Below are 20,064 nucleotides of genomic sequence, written 5' to 3' on the forward strand. Positions count from 1 at the left end.
ATGACCTCTCTCCGACTTCTCGACGCCGCGGGCGCGGTGACGGATGCCGAACTGCGCGAGGGCGGCGGGTACACGCGTCCGGCCTCTCCGCTGCAGAGCCGCGTCGCGTACGCCGCAGCCCATGTCGTGCCGAAGGTGCACGCCGACAACACCCCGGGGCAGCCCGCCGACATCGACTGGGACTCGACTCTGGCGTTCCGCCGCAACGTGTACTCGTGGGGTCTGGGCGTCGCCGACGCCATGGACACCGCTCAGCGGAACATGGGGCTGGATGCCGCGGCGACGCGCGAGCTCATCACGCGCAGCGCCGAGGTCGCCCGCGAGGAGGGCGGCTCGGTCGTGGTCGGCGTCAACACCGATCACGTCGCCGAGTCGCACATCTCGCTCGACCAGGTGATCGACGCCTACAAGGAGCAGCTGCACTTCACCGAGGAGCAGGGGGCGGGCCCGGTGCTCATGGCCTCTCGCCACCTCGCCCGTGTCGCTGAGAACGCCGACGACTACCGTCGTGTCTATCGCGAGGTGCTCTCGGCGGCCACGGGGCCGGTCGTGCTGCACTGGCTCGGCACGGCTTTCGACCCCGAGCTCGCCGGGTACTTCGGCGCGGACGACTGGCAGACGGCATCCGCTGTGCTGCTCGACGTGATCGCCGAGAACCCCGACAAGGTCGCCGGCGTGAAGATGAGCCTCCTGAACGCCGAGTCGGAGATCTCGGTGCGCGAGCGGCTGCCGCAGGGTGTGCGCATGTTCACCGGCGACGACTTCAACTACGTCGGCCTCATCGGCGGAGACACCGTGGGGCAGGGTGACGGGCACTCCGACGCGCTGCTCGGCGCGTTCGCGGCCATCACCCCGGTCGCCTCGGCGGCGATCCAGGCGCTCGATGCCGGGGACCCCGAGCTCTACCTCGAGATCCTCGGCCCGACCGAAGAGCTCAGCCGCCAGGTGTTCGCCGCTCCGACCTTCTATTACAAGACCGGTGTCGCCTTCCTCGCCTGGCTCAACGGGCACCAGCCCGCCTTCCAGATGGTCGGCGGGCTGCACTCGGCGCGCAGCCTTCCGCACCTCAGCCGCATCGTCGAGCTGGCGAACGCGTCGCTCGCCCTCGAGAATCCCGAACTCGCACGCGAGCGCTGGCACGGGATGCTGCGCCTGAACGGAGTGGACCTGTGACCGTCGACCCGCGCCTGTCGATCAACCAGGCCACGATCAAGCACGCAGACCTCGCGACGGCGCTGCGGGTGACGGCGGATGCCGGCATCCAGGCGATCGGCCTGTGGCGCGAGCCCGTTAATGAGGTCGGGCTCGACGTCGCCGCGCAGATGCTCGCCGATTCGGGGCTGCGCGTCACGACCCACTGCCGCGGTGGTTTCTTCACCCTTCCGGAGGGGCCGGATCGCATCGCTGCGCTCGACGACAACCGCCGAGCGATCGAGGAGACCGCGACCCTCGCCGCCGCGGGCGCCGACGGATCGACGGCCGTGCTCGTGCTCGTGGCCGGCGGCATCCCGGTGGGATCGCGCGATCTGATCGGCGCGCGCGAGCGTGTGCGCGACGCGATCGGCGTGCTCGCGTCCGACGCGAAGGCGGCGGGCGTGACGCTCGCGATCGAGCCCCTGCATCCGATGTACGCCTCCGACCGCGCGGTCGTCTCGACGCTCGGGCAGGCGCTCGACATCGCGGCCGATTTCGACGCCGATGTGGTGGGAGCCGCCGTCGACACGTTCCACATCTGGTGGGATCCGCAGGTGCTCGAGCAGATCACGCGCGCCGGCCGCGAAGGGCGCATCGCGACGTACCAGGTGTGCGACTGGAAGACCCCGCTCGCCGCCGATGTGCTGCTGTCGCGGCACTACACGGGTGACGGCGTGATCGACTTCGGCTCGCTCACGCGGGCCGTGATCGACACCGGATACGACCGTGACATCGAGGTCGAGATCTTCAACGCCGACATCTGGGCGGACGCTCCCGAGCAGGTCGTCCGTCGTACGGCCGAGACCTTCGGCACCGCGATCTCGCCGCATCTGCGCTGACGGCCGCCGAGATTCGGTCGGGGTCGGGGTCCGGTCGGGCACCGGCCGCAAACCCCCGCGAGTGGGCCACGCTTCCACCGTCTGCAGGACCCGAGCACGGATGCAGGGCCGTGACACCGTTTCTGTCCTGCATCCGTGTCTGCGTCCTGCAGATGGGAGGGGGTGCGGCGGTCTTCTCGTCGGACCGGACCGGACCAGACCGGACCAGACAAGACAAGACCGGACCGTTCGCCGGGAGCACGTGCAGGACCCGAGCACGGATGCAGGGCCATGACACCGTTTCCGTCCTGCATCCGTGCCTGGGTCCTGCAGACGGGACGGGGTGCGGCGGTCTTCTCGTCGGTCCGGTCCGGACCGGACAAGACCGAACCGGACCGGACCGGACCGTTCGCCGGAGCACGGATGCAGGACCCGAGCACGGATGCAGGGCCGTGACACCGTTTCTGTCCTGCATCCGTGCCTGGGTCCTGCAGACGGGACGGGGTGCGGCGGACTTCTCGTCGGACCGGACAGGGCCGGACCGGTCCGGACGCCGCCGAAGACCGGATCCCCACCCGGGAACCGCCCACCTGTACGCGGCGGTCGCGCACGGCGCAAGCCCCGAGACACCCCGCCGAACGATTGAGAGGATGACGTCATGACGAAGATCCGCCCAGGACTCTGCTCGGTGACCTTCCGGTCGCTGAGCGCCGAACAGGTGGTCGACCTCGCTGCCGACGCCCGACTCGAGGTCATCGAGTGGGGAGCCGATTCGCACGTGCTGCCCGGCGACGTCGAGCAGGCCGCGAGGGTGGCGACGCTCACGACGGATGCCGGGCTCGTCGCGTGCTCCTACGGCTCGTACTTCCGTGCCGGTGCCGACGAGCCGATCACCCCCGTGCTCGACACCGCCGAGGCGCTCGGTGTCGATCGCGTGCGCGTCTGGGCTGGGCCGATCGGGTCCGACGAGGCGTCGCCGCAGGACTGGGCGTCGACGATCGCCCGACTGCAGGATGCTGTCGATGAGGCCGCCGCCCGGGGAATCTCGCTCGCGCTCGAGTTCCACTCCGGGACGCTCGCCGACACCGCCCCGACGACGCTGCGGGTGCTCGACGAGGTGGCTCGGCCGACGCTCAGCTCGTACTGGCAGCCGACGGTCGGTGCCACGGTCGATGCGGTGCTCGACGAGTACCGCGCGGTCGCCGACCGGGTCAGCGCCGCGCACGTGTTCTCGTGGTGGCCGGATCACGAGAGGCTTCCGCTGCGGGCGAGGGATGCCCTGTGGACCCGCTTCTTCGCGGAGGCGCTGTCCGCGACGACTCCGCCCCGCGATGCGCTGCTCGAGTTCGTACCCGGCGATGATCCGACGCTGCTGCGCGGCGAGGCGGCGACGCTGCGCGCCTACCTCTCCCTCTGAGCCATGCGCCCCCGCAGCCCGGTCGCCGGACCCTCCCCGGCATCGCCCTCACCGCGCAGTATGCTCAGGGCATGAGTCAGCAGGAAAGCCCTTCCCGCGTGCGTCAGCCGCGGCATTCGCGGGGCGCGGCCCCGACCCTGCACGACGTCGCCCGTGAGGCCGGGGTCTCGCTCGCCACGGCATCCCGTGTTCTCAACGGATCCGAGCGCAAGGTGGCCGAGTCCTTCCGCGAGCGCGTCGAGCAGGCGGCCGCCGAACTGGGCTACACGGCGAACGCATCGGCGCAGGCGACCGCCCGAGGAAGTTCGCCCGTCATCGCACTCCTGGTCGCCGACATCGCCGACCCCTACTTCGGACTCATCGCGGCCGGTGTCGCCCGCGGAGCCGACGAACAGGGCCTGGTCGTGACGATCGCGATCACCGAGCGAGATCCGGCACGCGAGGCGCGCATCGTGCGGGCCCTGCGTGGGCAGCGACCCCAGGGCCTGATCCTCGCCGCATCGCGCACGAACGAGCCGACGGACTCCGACACCTCACGCGAGCTCGCGGAGTACGCCCGCTTCGGTGGACGCGTGGTCACGTTCGGCGCCGGCAGCGCAGACAACCGCCATGTCGAGATCGACAACCGCGCCGGCGCCGAAGCGCTCGGTCGCCGCATGGCGTCTCTCGGATACCGCTCCGCCATCGCGATCGGTGCGGCCGAGGGAGTGCTGACGTCGGACGAGCGTCTCGCCGGATTCCGCGCCGGCTTCGAGACCGACGGCGGGGCGATCGAGCGGGTGATCCGCGGCGACTTCCGCCGCGAATCGGGTGCGCAGGCGATGACGGCGGCCCTCGCCGACGGCGTCGAACCCGGCACCCTCGTGTTCGGCATGAGCGACGTGGTCGCGATCGGAGCGATGGCGGCAATCCGCGAGGCCGGTCGTGAGGTCGGCGCCGACATCGCGGTCTGCGGCTTCGATGACGTGCCCTCGAGCAGCGATGTCACCCCGGCCCTCACCACCGTGCGCGTGCCGCTCAGCGAGGTCGGATATCAGGCCTTCCGTGCGACGGTCGACGCCGACTGGCAGCAGGCTCCGCTTCCGCTCGAGGTCATCGTGCGGGCGAGCACCCCCGGACTCACCCGATGACCCGCGTGGTGCTGGCGCCGGACAGCTTCAAGGGCACGATCACCGCGGCGGATGCGGCGGCATCCCTCGCCGAAGGCTGGTCATCGGTCGAGCCGACCGCGACGTTCGTGCACCGCCCCATGGCTGACGGCGGCGAGGGCACCGTCGCCGCGTTCGAGGCGGCCGTGCCGGGAGCGCGACGCATGCCGGTCGTCGTCGACGGACCCGCGGGGCTGCCGCTGGAGACGAGCTGGCTGCTGCTTCCCGTCTCGGGGGATTCTCCCGGGGGGACCGCCGTCGTCGACCTCGCCTCGACCTCGGGTATCGAACTGCTCGACGAACTGCGTCCGTGGGATGCCGACACCACCGGATTCGGTCAGGCGATCGCCGCAGCCCTCGACCACGGCGTCACGCGACTGGTCGTCGGCATCGGGTCGAGCGCGTCGACCGACGGCGGCACCGGGATGCTGACCGCCCTCGGTGCGCGATTCCTCGATGCCGCCGGTGAGCCGGTCGCGCGAGGAGCCCGCGGTCTCGCCGACATCGCCTCCGTCGACCTGAGCGGTTTGCGCACGGCGCCGCGGGTGCGCGTGCTCACCGACGTCACGAATCCCCTCGTCGGCCCGCGGGGCGCCGCCGCCGTGTTCGGACCGCAGAAGGGTCTCGTCGGCCCGGAGCTCGCCGCGGTGGATGCCGGACTAGCGGGCCTCGCCGAACTGCTCGGCCTCGACTCCGCACTGCCGGGCACCGGAGCGGCCGGTGGCACGGGCGGTGCGCTGGTCGTCTGGGGTGCGACGCTCGCCCCGGGCGCTGCCGAGGTGGCGGACCTGATCGGCCTCGCCGGCGCGATCGCCGACGCCGACCATGTCATCACAGGGGAGGGGTCGTACGACGGTCAGTCCGGAGACGGCAAGGTACCCTCGTTCATCGCCGGCCTCGCGTCGACGACCGGTGCGACCGCACTGCTCGCCGCCGGACGCATCACGGCCGACTCCGACACCGCGCTGTTCACGGCATCCGCGTCGCTCACCGAGATCGCCGGATCCTCGGATGCCGCGCTCGCCGACCCCGCCCGCTGGTTGCGCGAGGCCGGAGCCCTGCTCGCCCGCTCGGTCTGACGCATCGCCTCCGCGCGCGTCGGCCCGCGGTGGGGTTCGCTGTTGCGCAGCATCCGTCCGCATCCTTCCGCATCCTTCCGCCCGGGTTGCCCCCGCCCCCGCAGCATCCGCCCGCCAGCCAGTCGGGACCACTTTCGCAGCCGGCTCGCCAGTCGGGGCCACTTTCGCATCGGGATCGGCCGTTTCGGGTGCGTAATTGACCCCGCACACGCAGGGGGCGAGCACGAGGACCGGAAGGCATCTCCGCCCGCCAGCCGGGGTCAATTTCGCACCGGGATCGGCCGTTTCGGATGCGTAATTGACCCCGCACACGCAGGGGGCGGCGAGATAGGGCGCGAGGGCATCTCCGTCCGCCAGTCGGGGTCAATTTCGCATCGCGGATGCCAGTCGGGGTCACGTTCGCACCGGGATCTGCCGTTTCGGTTGCGTTATTGGCCCCGCACGCACGAGGAGGGGATGCCGTGGGGCAGTCCGCCCCCGGATTCTTCACGCGGGCGTTCCGCCACGAAAGCGTTCCGCCCGGATGCACTTCTGCCCCCACACGGGCGACGTGCGGGGGCAGAAGAACAGCCCGAAGGACGCGGGGATCAGCCCCCGAGGGCGGCGGACACCACGGCTCGCGCCTCGGCCTGCACCTCGGCGAGGTGCTCCGGGCCGCGCAGGCTCTCGGCATACAGCTTGTAGACGTCTTCCGTGCCCGAGGGGCGGGCGGCGAACCAGGCGTGCTCGGTCTGCACCTTGAGGCCGCCGATCGCCGCACCGTTGCCGGGGGCGTGCGACAGCTTGGCGGTGATCTCCTCACCCGCGAGGGTCGTCGCCGAGACGGCATCCGGAGCGAGCTTGCCCAGCGTCGCCTTCTGCGCGGGCGTCGCCGGGGCGTCGACGCGCTGGTAGGCCGACGAGCCGAAGGCCTGCTCCAGCTCGGCGTACCGCTCCGACGGCGTCTTGCCGGTGACCGCGATGATCTCGGCCGCGAGCAGGCACAGCAGGATGCCGTCCTTGTCGGTCGACCAGACGGTACCGTCCTTGCGGAGGAACGATGCTCCGGCCGACTCCTCGCCGCCGAACGCGACCGAGCCGTCGAGCAGACCGGGCACGAACCACTTGAAGCCCACCGGCACCTCGAGGAGGCGGCGTCCGAGCGATTCGGCCACCCGGTCGATGATCATCGACGACACGAGGGTCTTGCCGATCGCGGCGTCGCGCGGCCACTCGGAGCGGTGCGAGAACAGGTAGTCGATCGCGACCGCGAGGTAGTGGTTCGGGTTCATGAGCCCGGCGTCGGGGGTGACGATGCCGTGGCGGTCGGCATCCGCGTCGTTGCCCGTCAGCACATCGTAGTCGCCCTTCTTGGCGACGAGCGAGGCCATGGCCGACGGGGAGGACGGATCCATGCGGATCTTCTCGTCCCAGTCGAGTGTCATGAAGCGCCAGGTCGGGTCGACCTCGGGGTTCACGACGGTCAGGTCGAGGTCGTAGACCTCCTTGATGAGCGCCCAGTACTCGACGGATGCGCCACCGAGCGGATCGGCGCCGATGCGCACTCCGGCGGTGCGGATGGCGTCGATGTCGATGATCGTTGCCAGGTCGCGCACGTAGGCGTCACGGAAGTCGTACCCCGGAAGCGCGTCCCAGTCGATGTCGGCGAACCGCTCGCGCTTGACGTCGACGAGACCGCCGGCGATCAGCTCGTTGGCGCGGTCGGCGATCCAGCCGGTCGCGTCGGTGTCGGCCGGTCCGCCGTGCGGCGGGTTGTACTTGAAGCCGCCGTCGCGGGGCGGGTTGTGCGACGGGGTGACGACGATGCCGTCGGCACGGCCGGCGGCATCCGGCGCGAGGTCGCGGTTGAAGGTGAGGATCGCGTGGCTGAGCGCGGGCGTCGGCACCCAGGCGTCGCGCGAGTCGACGCGGACGTCGACGCCGTTGGCCACGAGCACCTCGATGGCGCTGCGCTCGGCGGGCAGCGAGAGCGCGTGGGTGTCGCGGCCGAGGAACAGGGGACCGGTGATCCCCTGGCTCGCGCGGTAGTCGACGATCGCCTGGGTGGTCGCCAGGATGTGGTTCTCGTTGAAGCTCTTGGTCAGCGACGACCCGCGGTGACCGCTGGTGCCGAACGCGACCCGCTCGGCGGCGACTCCGGGGTCGGGCACGCGGTCGTAGTAAGCGGCGATCAGCTCGTCGACATCGATCAGATCAGATTCCTCGGCAGGGAGGCCGGCGCGGCTCGTCATGCAGACAGTCTGCCCCCATCTCGGCATCCGCGCATCTTCTGGGCGTGTGCCGGTGCCCTAAGGTGAAACGCGTGACTGAACGCCGCACCTACAGCTATCTCGGCCCCGCCGGAACATTCACCGAAGCGGCGCTCGAACAGGTCGCTGAAGCACGGGGTCAGGACTGGCGTGCCGTGCACAACGTCGGAGAAGCCCTCGCGGATGTGCTCGAGGGGCGCAGCGACGCCGCGATGATCGCGATCGAGAACTCGATCGAGGGCGGCGTCTCGACCACGCAGGATGCGCTGGCCACTCTGCCGGGCCTGCGGATCATCGGCGAGTACCTCGTGCCGGTGAACTTCGTGCTCGTGGCGCCTCGGGGCACGACCCTGGCAGACATCAGCGTGATCGCCGCTCACCCTGTCGCCTACGCTCAGTGCCACGGCTGGCTCGGGGAGCACCTCCCCAGGCACTCGCATGTGCCCGCGGCGAGCAACGTCGCGTCGGCGATCGGCATGCTCGACGGCGGTCTTCCCGCCCAGGCGGCCATCGCCGCCCCGGGCGTCGTGAAGCACCTCGACGTCGACGTGCTCGCCGAGGACATCGGCGACAACGCCCAGGCCGTCACCCGCTTCGTGCTCGTGACCCGCACCACCACGGCGCCGGCGCCGACGGGGGCCGACAAGACCTCGCTGATCGTCGAGCTGCCGAACGATCATCCCGGATCCCTGCTCGAGATGCTCGAGCAGTTCTCGACCCGCGGCATCAACCTCTCGCTGATCCAGTCGCGTCCGATCGGCGACGAGCTCGGCCGCTACCGGTTCGTGATCGACGCCGACGGCCACATCGAGCACGAGCGCATGGCCGACGCCCTGCTCGGCATCCGCCGCTTCAGCCCGAGGGTGGTGTTCCTCGGGTCGTATCCGCGAGCCGACCGGCAGATCGTGCAGTATCCCGAGCGCTACTCCGACGACATCTTCGTCGAGGCGCGCGACTGGCTGCGCGGCATCCTCAGCGGCGAGCCGGACGACTGAGCGCCGCCTCCACGATCAGACCGCGCGGAGCTCGACCAGAGCCCGCTTGAACTCGGGCATCGCCGAGTGCGGATCGACCCGGTCGTCGGTGAGCAGATTGGCGCTCTCGGCATCCGCGTAGTGGAACGGCAGGAACACCGTGTCGGGCCTGATGTCGTGCGTCAGCTCGGCCCGCGCCCGCAGGGTGCCGCGGGAGTTCGAGAGACGGATGCCGTCGCCCTCGCCGATCCCATGACGACGCGCGGTAGCGGGGTGCAGCTGCGCGACGAGATCGGGCCGCTTCTCGGTGAGCTCGGGGATGCGGCGGGTCTGCGCTCCGCTCTGGTACTGCTCGAGCAGGCGCCCGGTGATCAGGGTGAGCCGGTCGGCGCTCGCCGTCGGATGCTCCCGAGCCCGTACGGCGACGAGCTTCGCGCGCCCGTCTGCGTGCGCGAAGCGGTCGGCGAACAGTCGAGGGGTGCCGAGGCTCCCGATCGGGAAGGGCCAGTGCGCCTCGATGCCGAGGTCGAGCAGTTCGTGGCTGAGGCCGGAGTAGTCGGCGCGGCCGCCGGCGGAGGCGCGGGCCAGCTCGCCGAACACCTCCGACGGCACGAGGCTCCAGGTGCCGGGGGCGTCGAGGCGACGGGCGAGCTCGGCCATGATCCACAGCTCGCTGCGGGCGCCGGCGGGGGCGTCGACCGCTCGGCGGCGACGCAGCACGCGGCCCTCGAGGTTGGTCATCGTGCCCTCCTCCTCGGCCCACTGCAGCACGGGGAGCACGATGTCGGCGGCCTTCGCGGTCTCCGAGAGGAAGAAGTCCGAGACGACGAGCAGATCGAGCCGGCTCAGGGCCTCGCGCACGGTCGAGACGTTCGGCGCCGACACGAACACGTTCGAGCCGTGCACGAGCAGCGCTCGCACGCCGCCCGGGAGTCCGGCGCTCTGCAGCAGCTCGACCGCGGGGATGCCGGGCCCGGGAAGGTCGTCGGGGTCGACGCCCCACACGGCCGCGACCGAGGCGCGGGCGGCCGGGTCGCTGATCGACTGGTACCCCGGAAGCTGGTCGGCTTTCTGTCCGTGCTCGCGTCCGCCCTGGCCGTTGCCCTGACCGGTCAGCGTGCCGTAGCCGCACCCCGGTGTCCCCGGAAGACCCAGGAGCAGTGCGAGGTTGATGGCGGCCGTGGCGGTGTCGGTGCCGTCGACGTGCTGCTCGACGCCGCGGCCGGTGAGGATGTAGGTCGAGTCGGAGTCCGCCAGTCTGCGTGCCAGATCGCGGATGCTGCGCGCCGCCACCCCGGTGACGGTCTCGGCACGCTCGGGCCACCACGCCGACACCGACTGGCGGAGGGCGTCGAAGCCCGATGTGCGCTGGCGCACATAGCCGTCGTCGTAGAGCTCCTCGGCGATCACGACATGGATCACTGCGAGCAGCAGCGCGAGATCGGTGCCGGGCACCGGCTGCACGTGGATCCCGGCGCCGTCGGCGCTCAATCGTGCCGTCGAGCTGCGGCGAGGATCGACGACGATGAGACCGCCGCGGGCCCTGGCGCCCTGCAGATGCGAGACGAACGGCGGCATGGTGTCGCCGACGTTCGATCCCAGCAGCAGCACCGTCTCGGCGGTGTCGAGGTCGGTCAGCGGGAACGGCAGGCCGCGGTCGATTCCGAAGGAGCGGTTGGCGGCGGCCGCAGCGGATGACATGCAGAAGCGGCCGTTGTAGTCGATACGCGAGGTGCGCAGTGCGATGCGGGCGAACTTGCCCAACTGGTACGCCTTCTCGTTCGTGAGCCCGCCGCCGCCGAAGACGCCGACCGCATCGGGGCCGTCCTCCTCGGCGATCAGACGCAGCCGCGCGGCGATCAGATCGAGAGTCACGTCCCAGTCCGCCGGGTGCAGTTCGCCGTCGGTCCCGCGCACCAGGGGAGTGGTGAGGCGACCTGCGTCGGCGAGCAGCTCGGCCGAGGTCCACCCCTTCTTGCACAGCCCGCCGCGGTTCGTCGGGAAGTCGCGTCCGGCGACGGCGACCGGCAGCGGTGCGCCCACGGTCGGGGTCAGCGTCATCGCGCACTGCAGCGCGCAGTAGGGGCAGTGGGTGTCGGTCATGCGACGGCCCCCGCGTGGGCGTGCAGCATCTCGGTGATGCGGGCGCGGCATCCTCCGCATCCGGTGCCGGCGCGGGTGCACTCGCCGACCGCAGCCACCGACGAGCAGCCGTCGTCGATCGCGTCCTCGATCTGGCCGACGGTGACGGCGTTGCAGATGCAGAGGGTCGCGTCACGACCGGCCGGTGCGATCGCATCAGCGTCAGGATCATCGAGACGCAGCAGCAGCGAGCGGTCGGCGGGCAGCTCGCCGCCGCGCAGGTACAGCACGCTCAGTTCGGCCGCGGCCCGCGGCATCCCGACCGCCACGAATCCGGTGAGGATGCCGTCGCGCGTCGCCATCTTCACGTAGGTGCCGTGCTCGGGGTCGGCCCAGACGGCGATGCCGGGGGCATCCTCACCGGCCGGGACAGGGGCGAAGGGGTCGGCCGAGACGTCGCCCGCGGATGCGATGTCGACCAGCTCGCCCTTGAGCACGACGACGCCGGGGTGCTCGTCGGCGAACTCGCCCGGGTGGTCGTCGGCACTGTCGAGCTCGGCGGCGATGGCCGCGGCGAGCCAGCTCGCCTGACGCCAGCCGGGGCCGACGAGGCCGTGCGGTCCGCCCGGCACCTGGCGGTCGTGCAGGAACTCGGCGGGGTCGGCGATGTGGGCGCAGTCCCCGATCGCATGGATGCGCGGATCCGACCACGAACGCAGTGCGCCGTCGACGAGCACGCCGTTGCCGACGCGGAGTCCCGCGGCCTCGGCGAGCTCGGTGCGCGCCCTGACGCCGCACGACAGCACGAGCAGATCGCCCTCGATGCGCTTGCCGTCGGAGCTCGCGAGTGCACGGAACCGGCGGATGCCGTCGTCGCCCTCGACCCCGATCACTCCCTCGGCTCGGGTGTGCGGCACCAGCGTGACGCCGGCCGAGGCGAGAGCGGTCGAGAGGATGCTCGCCGACCCCCGGTCGAGTTGGCGGGGCATCGGCATCGGACCGAAGTGGGCCACGGAGGGCACGGCGCCGGCGTCCGCGAGCAGCATGGCGAGCTCGATCCCCAGCACGCCGGCTCCGAGCACCACGACCCGGCCGCCGCGTGCGACCACGGCGCGCACCTGCTCGGCATCCGACAGATCGCGGAGCACGCAGACCCCCGAGGTCAGGCTGCTGTCGAGGCCGGTGGTGTCCGGACCGAGCGTCTCGAGGCCTTCGAGCGACGGGACGATCGATCGCGCGCCGGTCGCGAGCACCAGGCGGTCATACCCGACGGCCGATCCGTCGACCAGCTCGACGACCCGCGCATCCCGATCGATCCGCACCGCTCGCGCCCCCAGCCGCAGATCCACACCGGTGAGGCTCGCGGCAGTGGCGAGAGTGAGCTCGTCGGACGAGGCCTCGCCCACGGCGTATTCCGCGAGCAGCACCCGGTTGTACGGATCCGCCGTCTCGGCGCCCAGCACGGTGACCGTCGCCCGACCCCCTGCCACGAGCGGCAGGAGCTCTTCAGCGAAGCGGATGCCGACAGGCCCCGCGCCGATGACGACGATGCGCTCGGTCATGGTCAGATCCGGTGTCCGGCGAGCGAGGGCCGAGGCATCAGATAGACGAAGACCGTGATGAGGAGCAGCACGATGTAGGCGGCGACGAATCCGCCGAATGCCGGAGCGTACGAACCTGTGCCGCTCTTCGCCGCCGCGAGAACCTGCGGGATCACGAATCCGCCGTAGGCGCCGATGGCCGAGATCAGCCCCAGGGCGGCCGCACCCTTGCGCTGGGTGCTGACAGCGAGCGCGTCGCCCGCGGTCGCGGCACCGCGTGCGGCGAAGACGTTGGGGATCATCCGGTAGGTCGCGCCGTTGCCGACGCCCGCCGCGACGAACAGCAGCAGGAAGCATCCGAGGAAGAGCGCGAAGCTGTTCGCCTCGAGAGTGACGAGCAGCGACAGGGCGCCGACGATCATGAGCGAGAACGCGGCGATCGTCATCCGTGCTCCGCCGAAGCGGTCGGCGAGCTTTCCTCCGTAGGGACGGGCGAGCGAGCCGACGAGGGCCCCGAGGAAGGCCAGCGACAGCGAGGCGCTGCCGATCTGGAACGTCGAGAACTCGGGGAAGGTGTCGGCGATGAGCTTCGGGAAGACGCTCGAGAAGCCGATGAACGATCCGAACGTGCCGATGTACAGCAGCGACAGCACCCACAGGTGCGGTTCGCGCAGTGCGGCGGCGGCCCCGGCGAAGTCCGCCTTGGCCGACGACAGGTTGTCCATGTGGCGCCATGCTCCCCACACGGCCACGAGGATCAGCGGCACCCACATCCAGCCGGCGAACGACAGGCTGAAGGTCGACGCGGCGGTGATCGACACGACGATCGGCACCGCGAGCTGGGCGACCGAGGTGCCAAGGTTGCCGCCGGCGGCGTTGAGCCCGAGCGCCCAGCCCTTCTCCTTCTGCGGGAAGAAGTAGGTGATGTTCGCCATGGAGCTGGCGAAGTTGCCGCCGCCGAAGCCGGCGAGAGCCGCGACGGCGAGCAGCACGCCGAACGGGGTCTCGGGATCCTGCACGACGATGCCGAGCAGGACGGCGGGGATCAGCAGCAGCAGCGCCGAGACGATGGTCCAGTTGCGTCCGCCGAAGCGGGCGACGAGGAACGTGTACGGGAACCGCAGCGTCGCGCCGACGAGGCTCGGCAGCGAGATCAGCCAGAACGACTCGGTGGTGCTCAGAGTGAACCCGGCGGCGGGGAGCAGCACGATGACGATGCTCCAGAGCTGCCAGATGATGAAACCGAGGAACTCGGCGAAGATCGACCAGCCGAGGTTGCGGCGGGCGATCGCCTTGCCCTCGGTGGCCCAGAAGGCCGAATCCTCGGGGTTCCAGCCGTCGATCCACCGGCCGGGGCGGCGCGTGAGGGTCACGGCGGCGGTGTCGACGCTGCTTCTTCCGGTGATCTGGGACATCGCGGCTCCTGCGTTCGAGAGGTGAATGCTCTGAACGTAGGCGGCGGATGTTGCAGGGCCGCACGAGTGCGATTACCGGACGATTACTTCTCGATCACATCGGCGAGGTGGGCGATGAGAGAACTTCAGGAATCCTGTTCGTCGGCGCGCCATTCCCTGGCCAGCTCGGTGATGGTGGCGACCGCCGCAGCGGTGTCCTCGCGGCTGCCGCCCGCGCGACCTGCGGCGAGGCCGGCGAGGTAGGCGCTGAGCGGTGCGGCCGGGCGGGCGACGCCGTGCGCGACATCCCGGGCGAGATCCAGGAGCAGGGCGACATCGACGGACTCGCGATCGATCCCGAGCGCGCTGCAGACCGCCGTGGTCCAGTCGTCCAGGGCTTCGACCGGAAGGTGTTGCGGCTTGTCGGTCATATCGTCTCCTCGTCTGGTGCTCCGTCGCGCGGGGGCATCGGTGCCGCGGCGCGGGCCCGTTCGAGATCGTCCCACGTGTCGACATCCGTTGCCAGGTCTCCCGCCGGAATCGCGCTGATGCGCAGGCGCGCCAGCAGCGATCGCAACGACGCGTCGCGGCCGCCGTCGGGGAGAGCCGCGGCGGCGGATCGCAGGGCATCGGTGCGGTAGCGGCCGACGAGCCACTGCATGCGTCCCGACGCGTCGATCAGGCAGACGCCGTCGATGCCGTGCGCGCCATTCGTGCTGCGGGCGTCGTCGTCGCCACCCTTGCCGTCGGCGTCGGCGGAGAGGGGCGGATGCCGGCGCAGCAGCGCCACGGCGCCTTCGGCGTTCGGCAGGTCGGCCGCCAGCACCAGGACGTCGGCGGTGTCGACGAGAGCGAGGCCTGCGGCGATGCCGGCGACCGGTCCGCCGAACTCCGGGGTCTCCCGGGTCCATACGACGCGAACACGGGTCGGCGCCGGCGGACCAACGACCACGATGGGGTCGCAGCCGTCGACGGCGGCGATGGCGCGGTCGAGCAGGGTGCGGCCGCCGACCTCGAGCAACGGCTTGGCAGTCCCGTCGAGTCGTGAGGCCCGCCCGCCGGCGAGGATGATCGCGGCAGTCGGCCCGGACGCCGGTGTCGCGGCGTCCGGTGTCTCGGTCGTGCGCGTCCCGGTCACGAGAGCAGCATCACATCGACCAGGTCGCCTGCTGCGACGGCCGATATGTCGGCGGGCACGACGGCATAGGCATCCGCCCTGGCGAGTCCTGCCGCCAGATGCGCGCCCGACGACCCGTCGGCGGCCGCCGGGCGCACCGACCAGGCGGCCGGGTCGGATCGGTCGAGGGCGACGGGCACGTACTGCTGTCGTCCCACCGGGCTGCGCCACGCTGCGGTGCTGGCGAGGCGGAGCATCGGGCGCTGCAGTGCTGCGCGACCCTGGAGAGCGAGCAGCGCCGGCCGCACGAAGGCCTCGAACGACGCGGCGACGCTCGCCGGATTGCCGGGCAGTCCGAACACCAGCGCGTCGCCAAGGCGCCCGAAGGCCTGAGGCCTGCCCGGCTGCATGGCGACCGCCACGAACTCGATGCGATCGCGCAGCACGTTCTTCACGACCTCGTGGGCTCCGGCGCTGACTCCGCCGGACGTGACCACGACATCGACCCGCGCATCGACGAGCGCGCGATCGAGGAGTGCGGTGAAGGCAGCATCCTCGTCTGTCACCGTGTCGACCGAGACGACGTCGGCGCCCGTCTCCGCGCACAGCGCGGCGAGCAGCACCGAGTTCGACTCGGGGATCTGCCCGCGGGCGAGGCCGGCGCCGGGGTCGGCGAGCTCGCTGCCGGTCGAGATGACCGCGACGCGAGGACGACGATGCACCGGCACAGTGTCGATGCCGGTGGCCGCGATGGCCGTGAGCTGGAGCGGGCCGAGGGTGGTGCCCGCTGTCGCGACGACGGCTCCGGCGCGCAGCTCCTCGCCGCGGCGGCGGATGTTGGCACCCGCGCGAGTCGGCGCAGTGACCACGATCGCAGGCGCATCCCACGCCTGCAGGCCGTCGCGGGTGTGCTCGAAGGGCACGACGACGGTCGCCGTGTGCGGCACAGGCGCGCCGGTCATGATGCGTGCGGCCCGTCCCTCACGCAGCTCGGGTTCGTCGGCCGACCCCGCCGGGAGGTCGGCGACCACCGCGAGCTCGACGGGGTGCACGGCCGTGGCCGACTCGACGTCGGTGAACAGGACCGCGTATCCGTCCATCGCCGAGTTGTCGAACAGCGGCACATCGACCCGAGCGTGCACGGTCGCGGCGAGGATGCGGCCCGCCGCCTGCGCGAGCGGCACCGATTCGGCATCCAGCGGTCGGGTGGCGGCGATCACCGTCGCCCGCTGCTCCTCGACCGTCAGCATGCCGGAGGAGCGAGGGGAGTGGTGATTCGCATGCAGTCAGCGTACGACGGTCGCGGGGATGCCCCGCGACCGCGCCGCCCCTCTGCCCCTTGTTTCCCCGTTCGAAGTCAGTGCTCGCGGAACATCGGCCAACCGCTGCCCGGCAGCATGTGCGAGTGCAACGCGCCCTTCGCCGATTCCAGGGTCGGGTACGTGCCTGTCGCCGCATCGGACCCGGCCATGACGACGGTGTATCCCTCGTCGTCATGTCGGATGCTGCCGACGACGCCGTTCGTGCCGTACGCCACCCAGAGGGCCAGGGTCTTGGTAGTGCTCATCATCGAACCCCTTCCGTTGCGGGTGACCCTACGCCCCGGCGCACCGGAATACCAGCCCCTGACGCGGAGTCTTGGCGGCATTCGCCACATGGCGCCGGTGATGCGGGGCCAGTTGTGCATCGCAAACGGATGATCCGGATGCGGAACTGGCCCCGCCGGGACGCCGGATGCGGAACTGGCCCCGCCTGCGGGCGTGGGAGGGGCGGGGCGGGACGCAGAGATGTGCGAGCGTCAGCGACGGGATGCCATCGCGCGACGGATGCGGTCCATCAGCGGTCGCCCGTCGTCCAGGTCGAGCTGAGTCACGCGGATGACGATCCAGCCGAGGTCCTCGAGATCTCGCTGCCGCTGGATGTCGCGGCGCCACTGATCGCGACTCGTGCGGTGGCCGTCGCCCTCGTACTCGATCGAGATCCTGAGGTCGGGATAGGCCATGTCGCTGCGCGCGATGAGGAGTCCGTTCTCGTGGATCTCGTACTGCACGACGGGTTCAGGAAGACCTCCCGCGACGATGAGCAACCGCGTCTCGGTCTCCTTGGGCGATTCCACTCCTTCGCGCGCACGGGACAGCGCGTCACGGACTCGTCGAGAGCCGGGGAAGCGGCCCCAGGCCTGCAGGCGCTGTTCGATGTCGGTCTCTGTCAGGGGAGGGCGCCCCTGACGCAGCCCGGGATAGTTGTCGGCCGTGCTCAGCACTGCGTCGAGGGCGATGACCACCTGGTCGTCGGTCAGCGTCGCGGCGCACATGAACAGAGCCGCGGCCGGATCGACGACCGGAATTCCACCGATTCGCCAGGGATGGGCCCGTCCCTCTGCCAGGCGCCGGCCGGTGACGCCGCGGCGGCGGACGCGCGCCGAACCCGTCGTCACGACCACGAGGATCGGTGCCTCGACGTTCCAGATGCCGGGATGCGGATACCCCCACACGCGCATCGCCGTCTCCCCACCGATGAGCTGACCACGGTGCAGGAGGGGCGTGAGGGCGACGACGCGATCGAGTGGTGTGTCCGCGGCCGTGACCGAACGCACCCCGCGGAAGGGCCGGTCGATATCGCGCGCGGATGCGCGACCCCGACCAACACCGGCGGCCGCGGCCTGCCGCACGGAGAAATGGTGCCCGAGTTCGTCGGGCAGGAGTATCCGATGGCGCATCCCATCAGGCTCGCTGGTCGGATGTGTCTTCCTGGCCTGATGACCGCGAGATCCCGAGAGATGTGGACAAGTCGCGCCTGTGGACAGATTGAGCGCCGCGTTCTTCCGGCGTGGGGCGGGGCCACTTCTGTATCCGGTGCCGCGAGCGGGGCCAGTTCTGCATCGGGTGCCGCGAGCGGGGCCAGTTCTGCATCGGGTGCCGCGAGCGGGGCCACTTCTGCATCTGAAACCGGCGTTTCGGATGCACAAGTGGCCCCGCCTGGCGGCGGGATGCGGAAGTGGCCCCGCTCGCGTGCGCGAGCGCGCGCGGCGACCAGCGTGCGGCGACCAGCGCGGCGACCAGCGCCCGGCGACGAGCGCGCGACGGCCCAGCGCGCGACGGCACGCGGCGCCCCCTTCGCCTACAGCCCGGCGCCTATAGCGCGGCGCCCGCGGCGCCTACAGGGCGGCGGCGATGAGCTCGAGCGTCTGGGCGCGGCCGGCGGCGGCGTCACGAGGCTCGGACTCGTATGCACCGGCGACGGGCGACAGCATGACCTCGTCGACGCCGTACTTCTCGGCGAACGCGCGCACCTCGGCGGCGACCGACTCGCCGGTGCCGACGAACCAGCGCGAGCGGGCGGCTTCGACGACCTGGTCGGTCGCGGCATCCGATTCTGCGGCGAGGGCCTCTTCGACGGTCTCGAGTGCGATGAGCGGCTTGTTGAGGCGCAGGCGCGACATCATGCGCAGCTGCGGAAGGGCGCGCGCCTCGGCCTCTTCCTGCGTCGGCGCGGCGACGACGTTGACCGTGAGGAACGTCCGCGGCTCGGGGTGCTCTTCGCTCGGCTGGTAGCCGGTGCGGTAGAGGTCGAGTGCGCGTTCGAGGCCCTGTCCCGAGAAGTGGTTGGCGAAGACGTAGGGCAGGCCGTGGGATGCCGCGAGCTGCGCCGAGTAGTCGCTCGATCCGAGCAGCCACACCTCGGGGCTTCCGGTGGCGGCCGGGGTCGCGTGCACCGTGTACTCGCCACCCGAGGTGAAGCGCACGGTGGCGCCCTCGCCCGAGATGAGTGCGGCGATGTCCTGCACGTTGCGCGGGAACTGCTCGACGTCGCTGGTCGTGCCCGATCCACGCAGCAGCTGGGTGATGACGGGGTCGCTGCCGGGGGCGCGACCGAGGCCGAGGTCGATGCGTCCGGGCGCGATGGCCTCGAGGGCGGCGAACTGCTCGGCGACGATGAGCGGTGCATGGTTGGGGAGCATCACTCCGCCGGATCCGAGACGGATCTGCGTCGTGCGCATCGCGGCGGCGGCGATCAGCACCGGAGGAGTGGTGGATGCCACGGCCGGCATGTTGTGGTGCTCGGCGAACCAGTAGCGGCGGTAGCCGAGCCGGTCGGCGGTCGCGGCGAGATCGAGGGAGGAGGAGATCGCCTCGGCACTGGTCTGGCCGGTGCGAACCGGGACGAGGTCGAGGACGGAGAGCGCGGTGGAAGTCATCCCCGAATGCAACGGCGGGGGCGGGCGGGGCATTCCCGTCCGCCCCATCGTCGCCGGTGCGTCTCAGACAGCGACGAGACCTGCGGATGCCGAGGGCGCGAACTCCTCGGTGAGCGCGCGTCGCGTGAGGTGATAGCGGATGTGCCAGGCGGCGCTGAAGCTCTGCTCGGGAAGCTGGGCGAGGGCCGTTCGGTCATCGGGGCCGAGGCCGTCGCGGGCTGCTTCGCGGAGCAGGTCGTCTCGTGTCGCCGGGTACTCCATGCCGCGGAGGAACCGGTCGAGAGCAGAAGAGGGGCGCATGGGATCGTCCTTTCCGAAGGGAGAGCGGGGTGGGCCGGGGTGTGCGCCCCGGCCCACCGAAGGGTCAGGCGGTGATCGACTGTCGGTTGTCGCTCGACTCGACCTCGATCTTGCGGGGCTTCGCGCGCTCGCTGACCGGGATGATCACCGAGAGCACGCCGCTCTCGTACGAGGCGCTGATCGCGTCGAGGTCGACGCCGTCGCCGAGCGAGAACTGGCGGAGGAACGAGCCAGCGCCGCGTTCGCGTGCGAGCCAGCGGACGCCTTCGCGACCGTCGGCCGTGCGCTGCGCGCGGATCGTGAGCTGTCCGCCGTCGAGGTCGACGTCGATCGAGCCCGGATCGATGCCGGGGAGGTCGGCGTGCAGGATGTACCTGTCGCCGTCGCGGTAGAGGTCCACCGGCATGAGACGCGGTGCGCGGACGGAGTCCAGCACGCTCGCAGCGAAGCGGTCGAGCTGACTGAACGGATCGAAGGACATGGCCATGAGTGTCTCCTTTCGTGTGGCCCGAGCGGGCGTTCTCCGGTGCAGATTATCTGCAACCGTTGCTAT

18 protein-coding genes are annotated in these 20,064 nt (G+C 71.0%); 6 read left to right on the plus strand and 12 right to left on the minus strand.

Features of this window, described 5'->3' with window-relative positions; genetic code table 11:
• The 5 genes from ACZZZQ_RS10090 (at position 1) to ACZZZQ_RS10110 (ending at position 5,656) form a co-directional block, all read left to right on the plus strand.
• Positions 1-1,173 carry a dihydrodipicolinate synthase family protein gene (locus ACZZZQ_RS10090; RefSeq protein WP_463507475.1) on the plus strand — a complete coding sequence of 391 codons (1,173 nt, stop codon included), beginning with the start codon at positions 1-3 and terminating at the stop codon, positions 1,171-1,173.
• Complete coding sequence (locus ACZZZQ_RS10095; RefSeq protein ID WP_463507476.1) at positions 1,170-2,033, plus strand: sugar phosphate isomerase/epimerase family protein; 864 nt, start codon at positions 1,170-1,172, stop codon at positions 2,031-2,033. The genes ACZZZQ_RS10090 and ACZZZQ_RS10095 overlap by 4 nt, the downstream gene beginning before the upstream one ends.
• A gap of 637 nt (positions 2,034-2,670) precedes the next feature.
• A complete protein-coding gene (locus tag ACZZZQ_RS10100; protein WP_463498973.1) occupies positions 2,671-3,429 on the plus strand; it encodes a sugar phosphate isomerase/epimerase family protein in 759 nt (252 codons plus the stop codon).
• 71 nt (positions 3,430-3,500) lie between these two features.
• Positions 3,501-4,559, plus strand: a complete 1,059-nt coding sequence (locus ACZZZQ_RS10105; protein ID WP_463507477.1) for a LacI family DNA-binding transcriptional regulator — start codon at positions 3,501-3,503, stop codon at positions 4,557-4,559.
• Entirely contained in the window at positions 4,556-5,656 is a 1,101-nt protein-coding gene (locus ACZZZQ_RS10110; RefSeq protein WP_463507478.1) for a glycerate kinase, read from the plus strand. Before ACZZZQ_RS10105 ends, ACZZZQ_RS10110 begins: the two co-directional genes overlap by 4 nt.
• A 587-nt stretch (positions 5,657-6,243) precedes the next feature.
• Here the strand turns inward: ACZZZQ_RS10110 and pgm are convergent.
• Positions 6,244-7,887, minus strand: coding sequence for a phosphoglucomutase (alpha-D-glucose-1,6-bisphosphate-dependent) (gene pgm, locus ACZZZQ_RS10115; protein ID WP_187250751.1), 1,644 nt, complete (start codon positions 7,885-7,887; stop codon positions 6,244-6,246).
• A 62-nt stretch (positions 7,888-7,949) separates the two neighbouring features.
• Between pgm and pheA the strand changes: the two genes are divergently transcribed.
• Complete coding sequence (pheA, locus tag ACZZZQ_RS10120; protein ID WP_053097750.1) at positions 7,950-8,900, plus strand: prephenate dehydratase; 951 nt, start codon at positions 7,950-7,952, stop codon at positions 8,898-8,900.
• A 15-nt stretch (positions 8,901-8,915) separates the two neighbouring features.
• Here pheA and ACZZZQ_RS10125 read toward each other — a convergent pair whose 3' ends face one another.
• The 11 genes from ACZZZQ_RS10125 to ACZZZQ_RS10175 all read right to left on the minus strand — a co-directional run bounded on the left by ACZZZQ_RS10125 (position 8,916) and on the right by ACZZZQ_RS10175 (position 19,998).
• Positions 8,916-10,982 (minus strand): molybdopterin oxidoreductase family protein, encoded by a 2,067-nt coding sequence (locus ACZZZQ_RS10125; RefSeq protein WP_463507479.1) that lies wholly within the window; start codon positions 10,980-10,982, stop codon positions 8,916-8,918.
• Positions 10,979-12,523 carry an FAD-dependent oxidoreductase gene (locus tag ACZZZQ_RS10130; protein WP_463507480.1) on the minus strand — a complete coding sequence of 515 codons (1,545 nt, stop codon included), beginning with the start codon at positions 12,521-12,523 and terminating at the stop codon, positions 10,979-10,981. The genes ACZZZQ_RS10125 and ACZZZQ_RS10130 overlap by 4 nt, the downstream gene beginning before the upstream one ends.
• A 2-nt stretch (positions 12,524-12,525) precedes the next feature.
• On the minus strand, positions 12,526-13,917 hold the full coding sequence (locus ACZZZQ_RS10135; RefSeq protein ID WP_463507481.1) for an MFS transporter: 1,392 nt from the start codon (positions 13,915-13,917) through the stop codon (positions 12,526-12,528).
• 125 nt (positions 13,918-14,042) lie between these two features.
• Positions 14,043-14,327, minus strand: a complete 285-nt coding sequence (locus ACZZZQ_RS10140; RefSeq protein WP_372984558.1) for a DUF6457 domain-containing protein — start codon at positions 14,325-14,327, stop codon at positions 14,043-14,045.
• On the minus strand, positions 14,324-15,034 hold the full coding sequence (gene mobA, locus ACZZZQ_RS10145) for a molybdenum cofactor guanylyltransferase (protein ID WP_463507482.1): 711 nt from the start codon (positions 15,032-15,034) through the stop codon (positions 14,324-14,326). The genes ACZZZQ_RS10140 and mobA overlap by 4 nt, the downstream gene beginning before the upstream one ends.
• Positions 15,031-16,263 carry a molybdopterin molybdotransferase MoeA gene (locus tag ACZZZQ_RS10150; protein WP_463507483.1) on the minus strand — a complete coding sequence of 411 codons (1,233 nt, stop codon included), beginning with the start codon at positions 16,261-16,263 and terminating at the stop codon, positions 15,031-15,033. Before ACZZZQ_RS10150 ends, mobA begins: the two co-directional genes overlap by 4 nt.
• 107 nt (positions 16,264-16,370) lie before the next feature.
• The gene (locus tag ACZZZQ_RS10155) at positions 16,371-16,580 is read right to left on the minus strand and encodes a hypothetical protein (protein ID WP_053099248.1); all 210 of its coding nucleotides are present in this window, start codon (positions 16,578-16,580) and stop codon (positions 16,371-16,373) included.
• Between the two features lie 231 nt (positions 16,581-16,811).
• On the minus strand, positions 16,812-17,732 hold the full coding sequence (locus ACZZZQ_RS10160; RefSeq protein ID WP_463507484.1) for a hypothetical protein: 921 nt from the start codon (positions 17,730-17,732) through the stop codon (positions 16,812-16,814).
• 438 nt (positions 17,733-18,170) lie between these two features.
• Positions 18,171-19,211 (minus strand): LLM class flavin-dependent oxidoreductase, encoded by a 1,041-nt coding sequence (locus tag ACZZZQ_RS10165; RefSeq protein ID WP_157538247.1) that lies wholly within the window; start codon positions 19,209-19,211, stop codon positions 18,171-18,173.
• Between the two features lie 63 nt (positions 19,212-19,274).
• Complete coding sequence (locus tag ACZZZQ_RS10170; protein ID WP_072591882.1) at positions 19,275-19,511, minus strand: DUF2795 domain-containing protein; 237 nt, start codon at positions 19,509-19,511, stop codon at positions 19,275-19,277.
• A gap of 64 nt (positions 19,512-19,575) precedes the next feature.
• Positions 19,576-19,998, minus strand: a complete 423-nt coding sequence (locus ACZZZQ_RS10175) for an Hsp20/alpha crystallin family protein (RefSeq protein ID WP_053097741.1) — start codon at positions 19,996-19,998, stop codon at positions 19,576-19,578.
• Positions 19,999-20,064: the final 66 nt, after the last annotated feature.

This window comes from Microbacterium sp. AC132 (assembly GCF_979258525.1).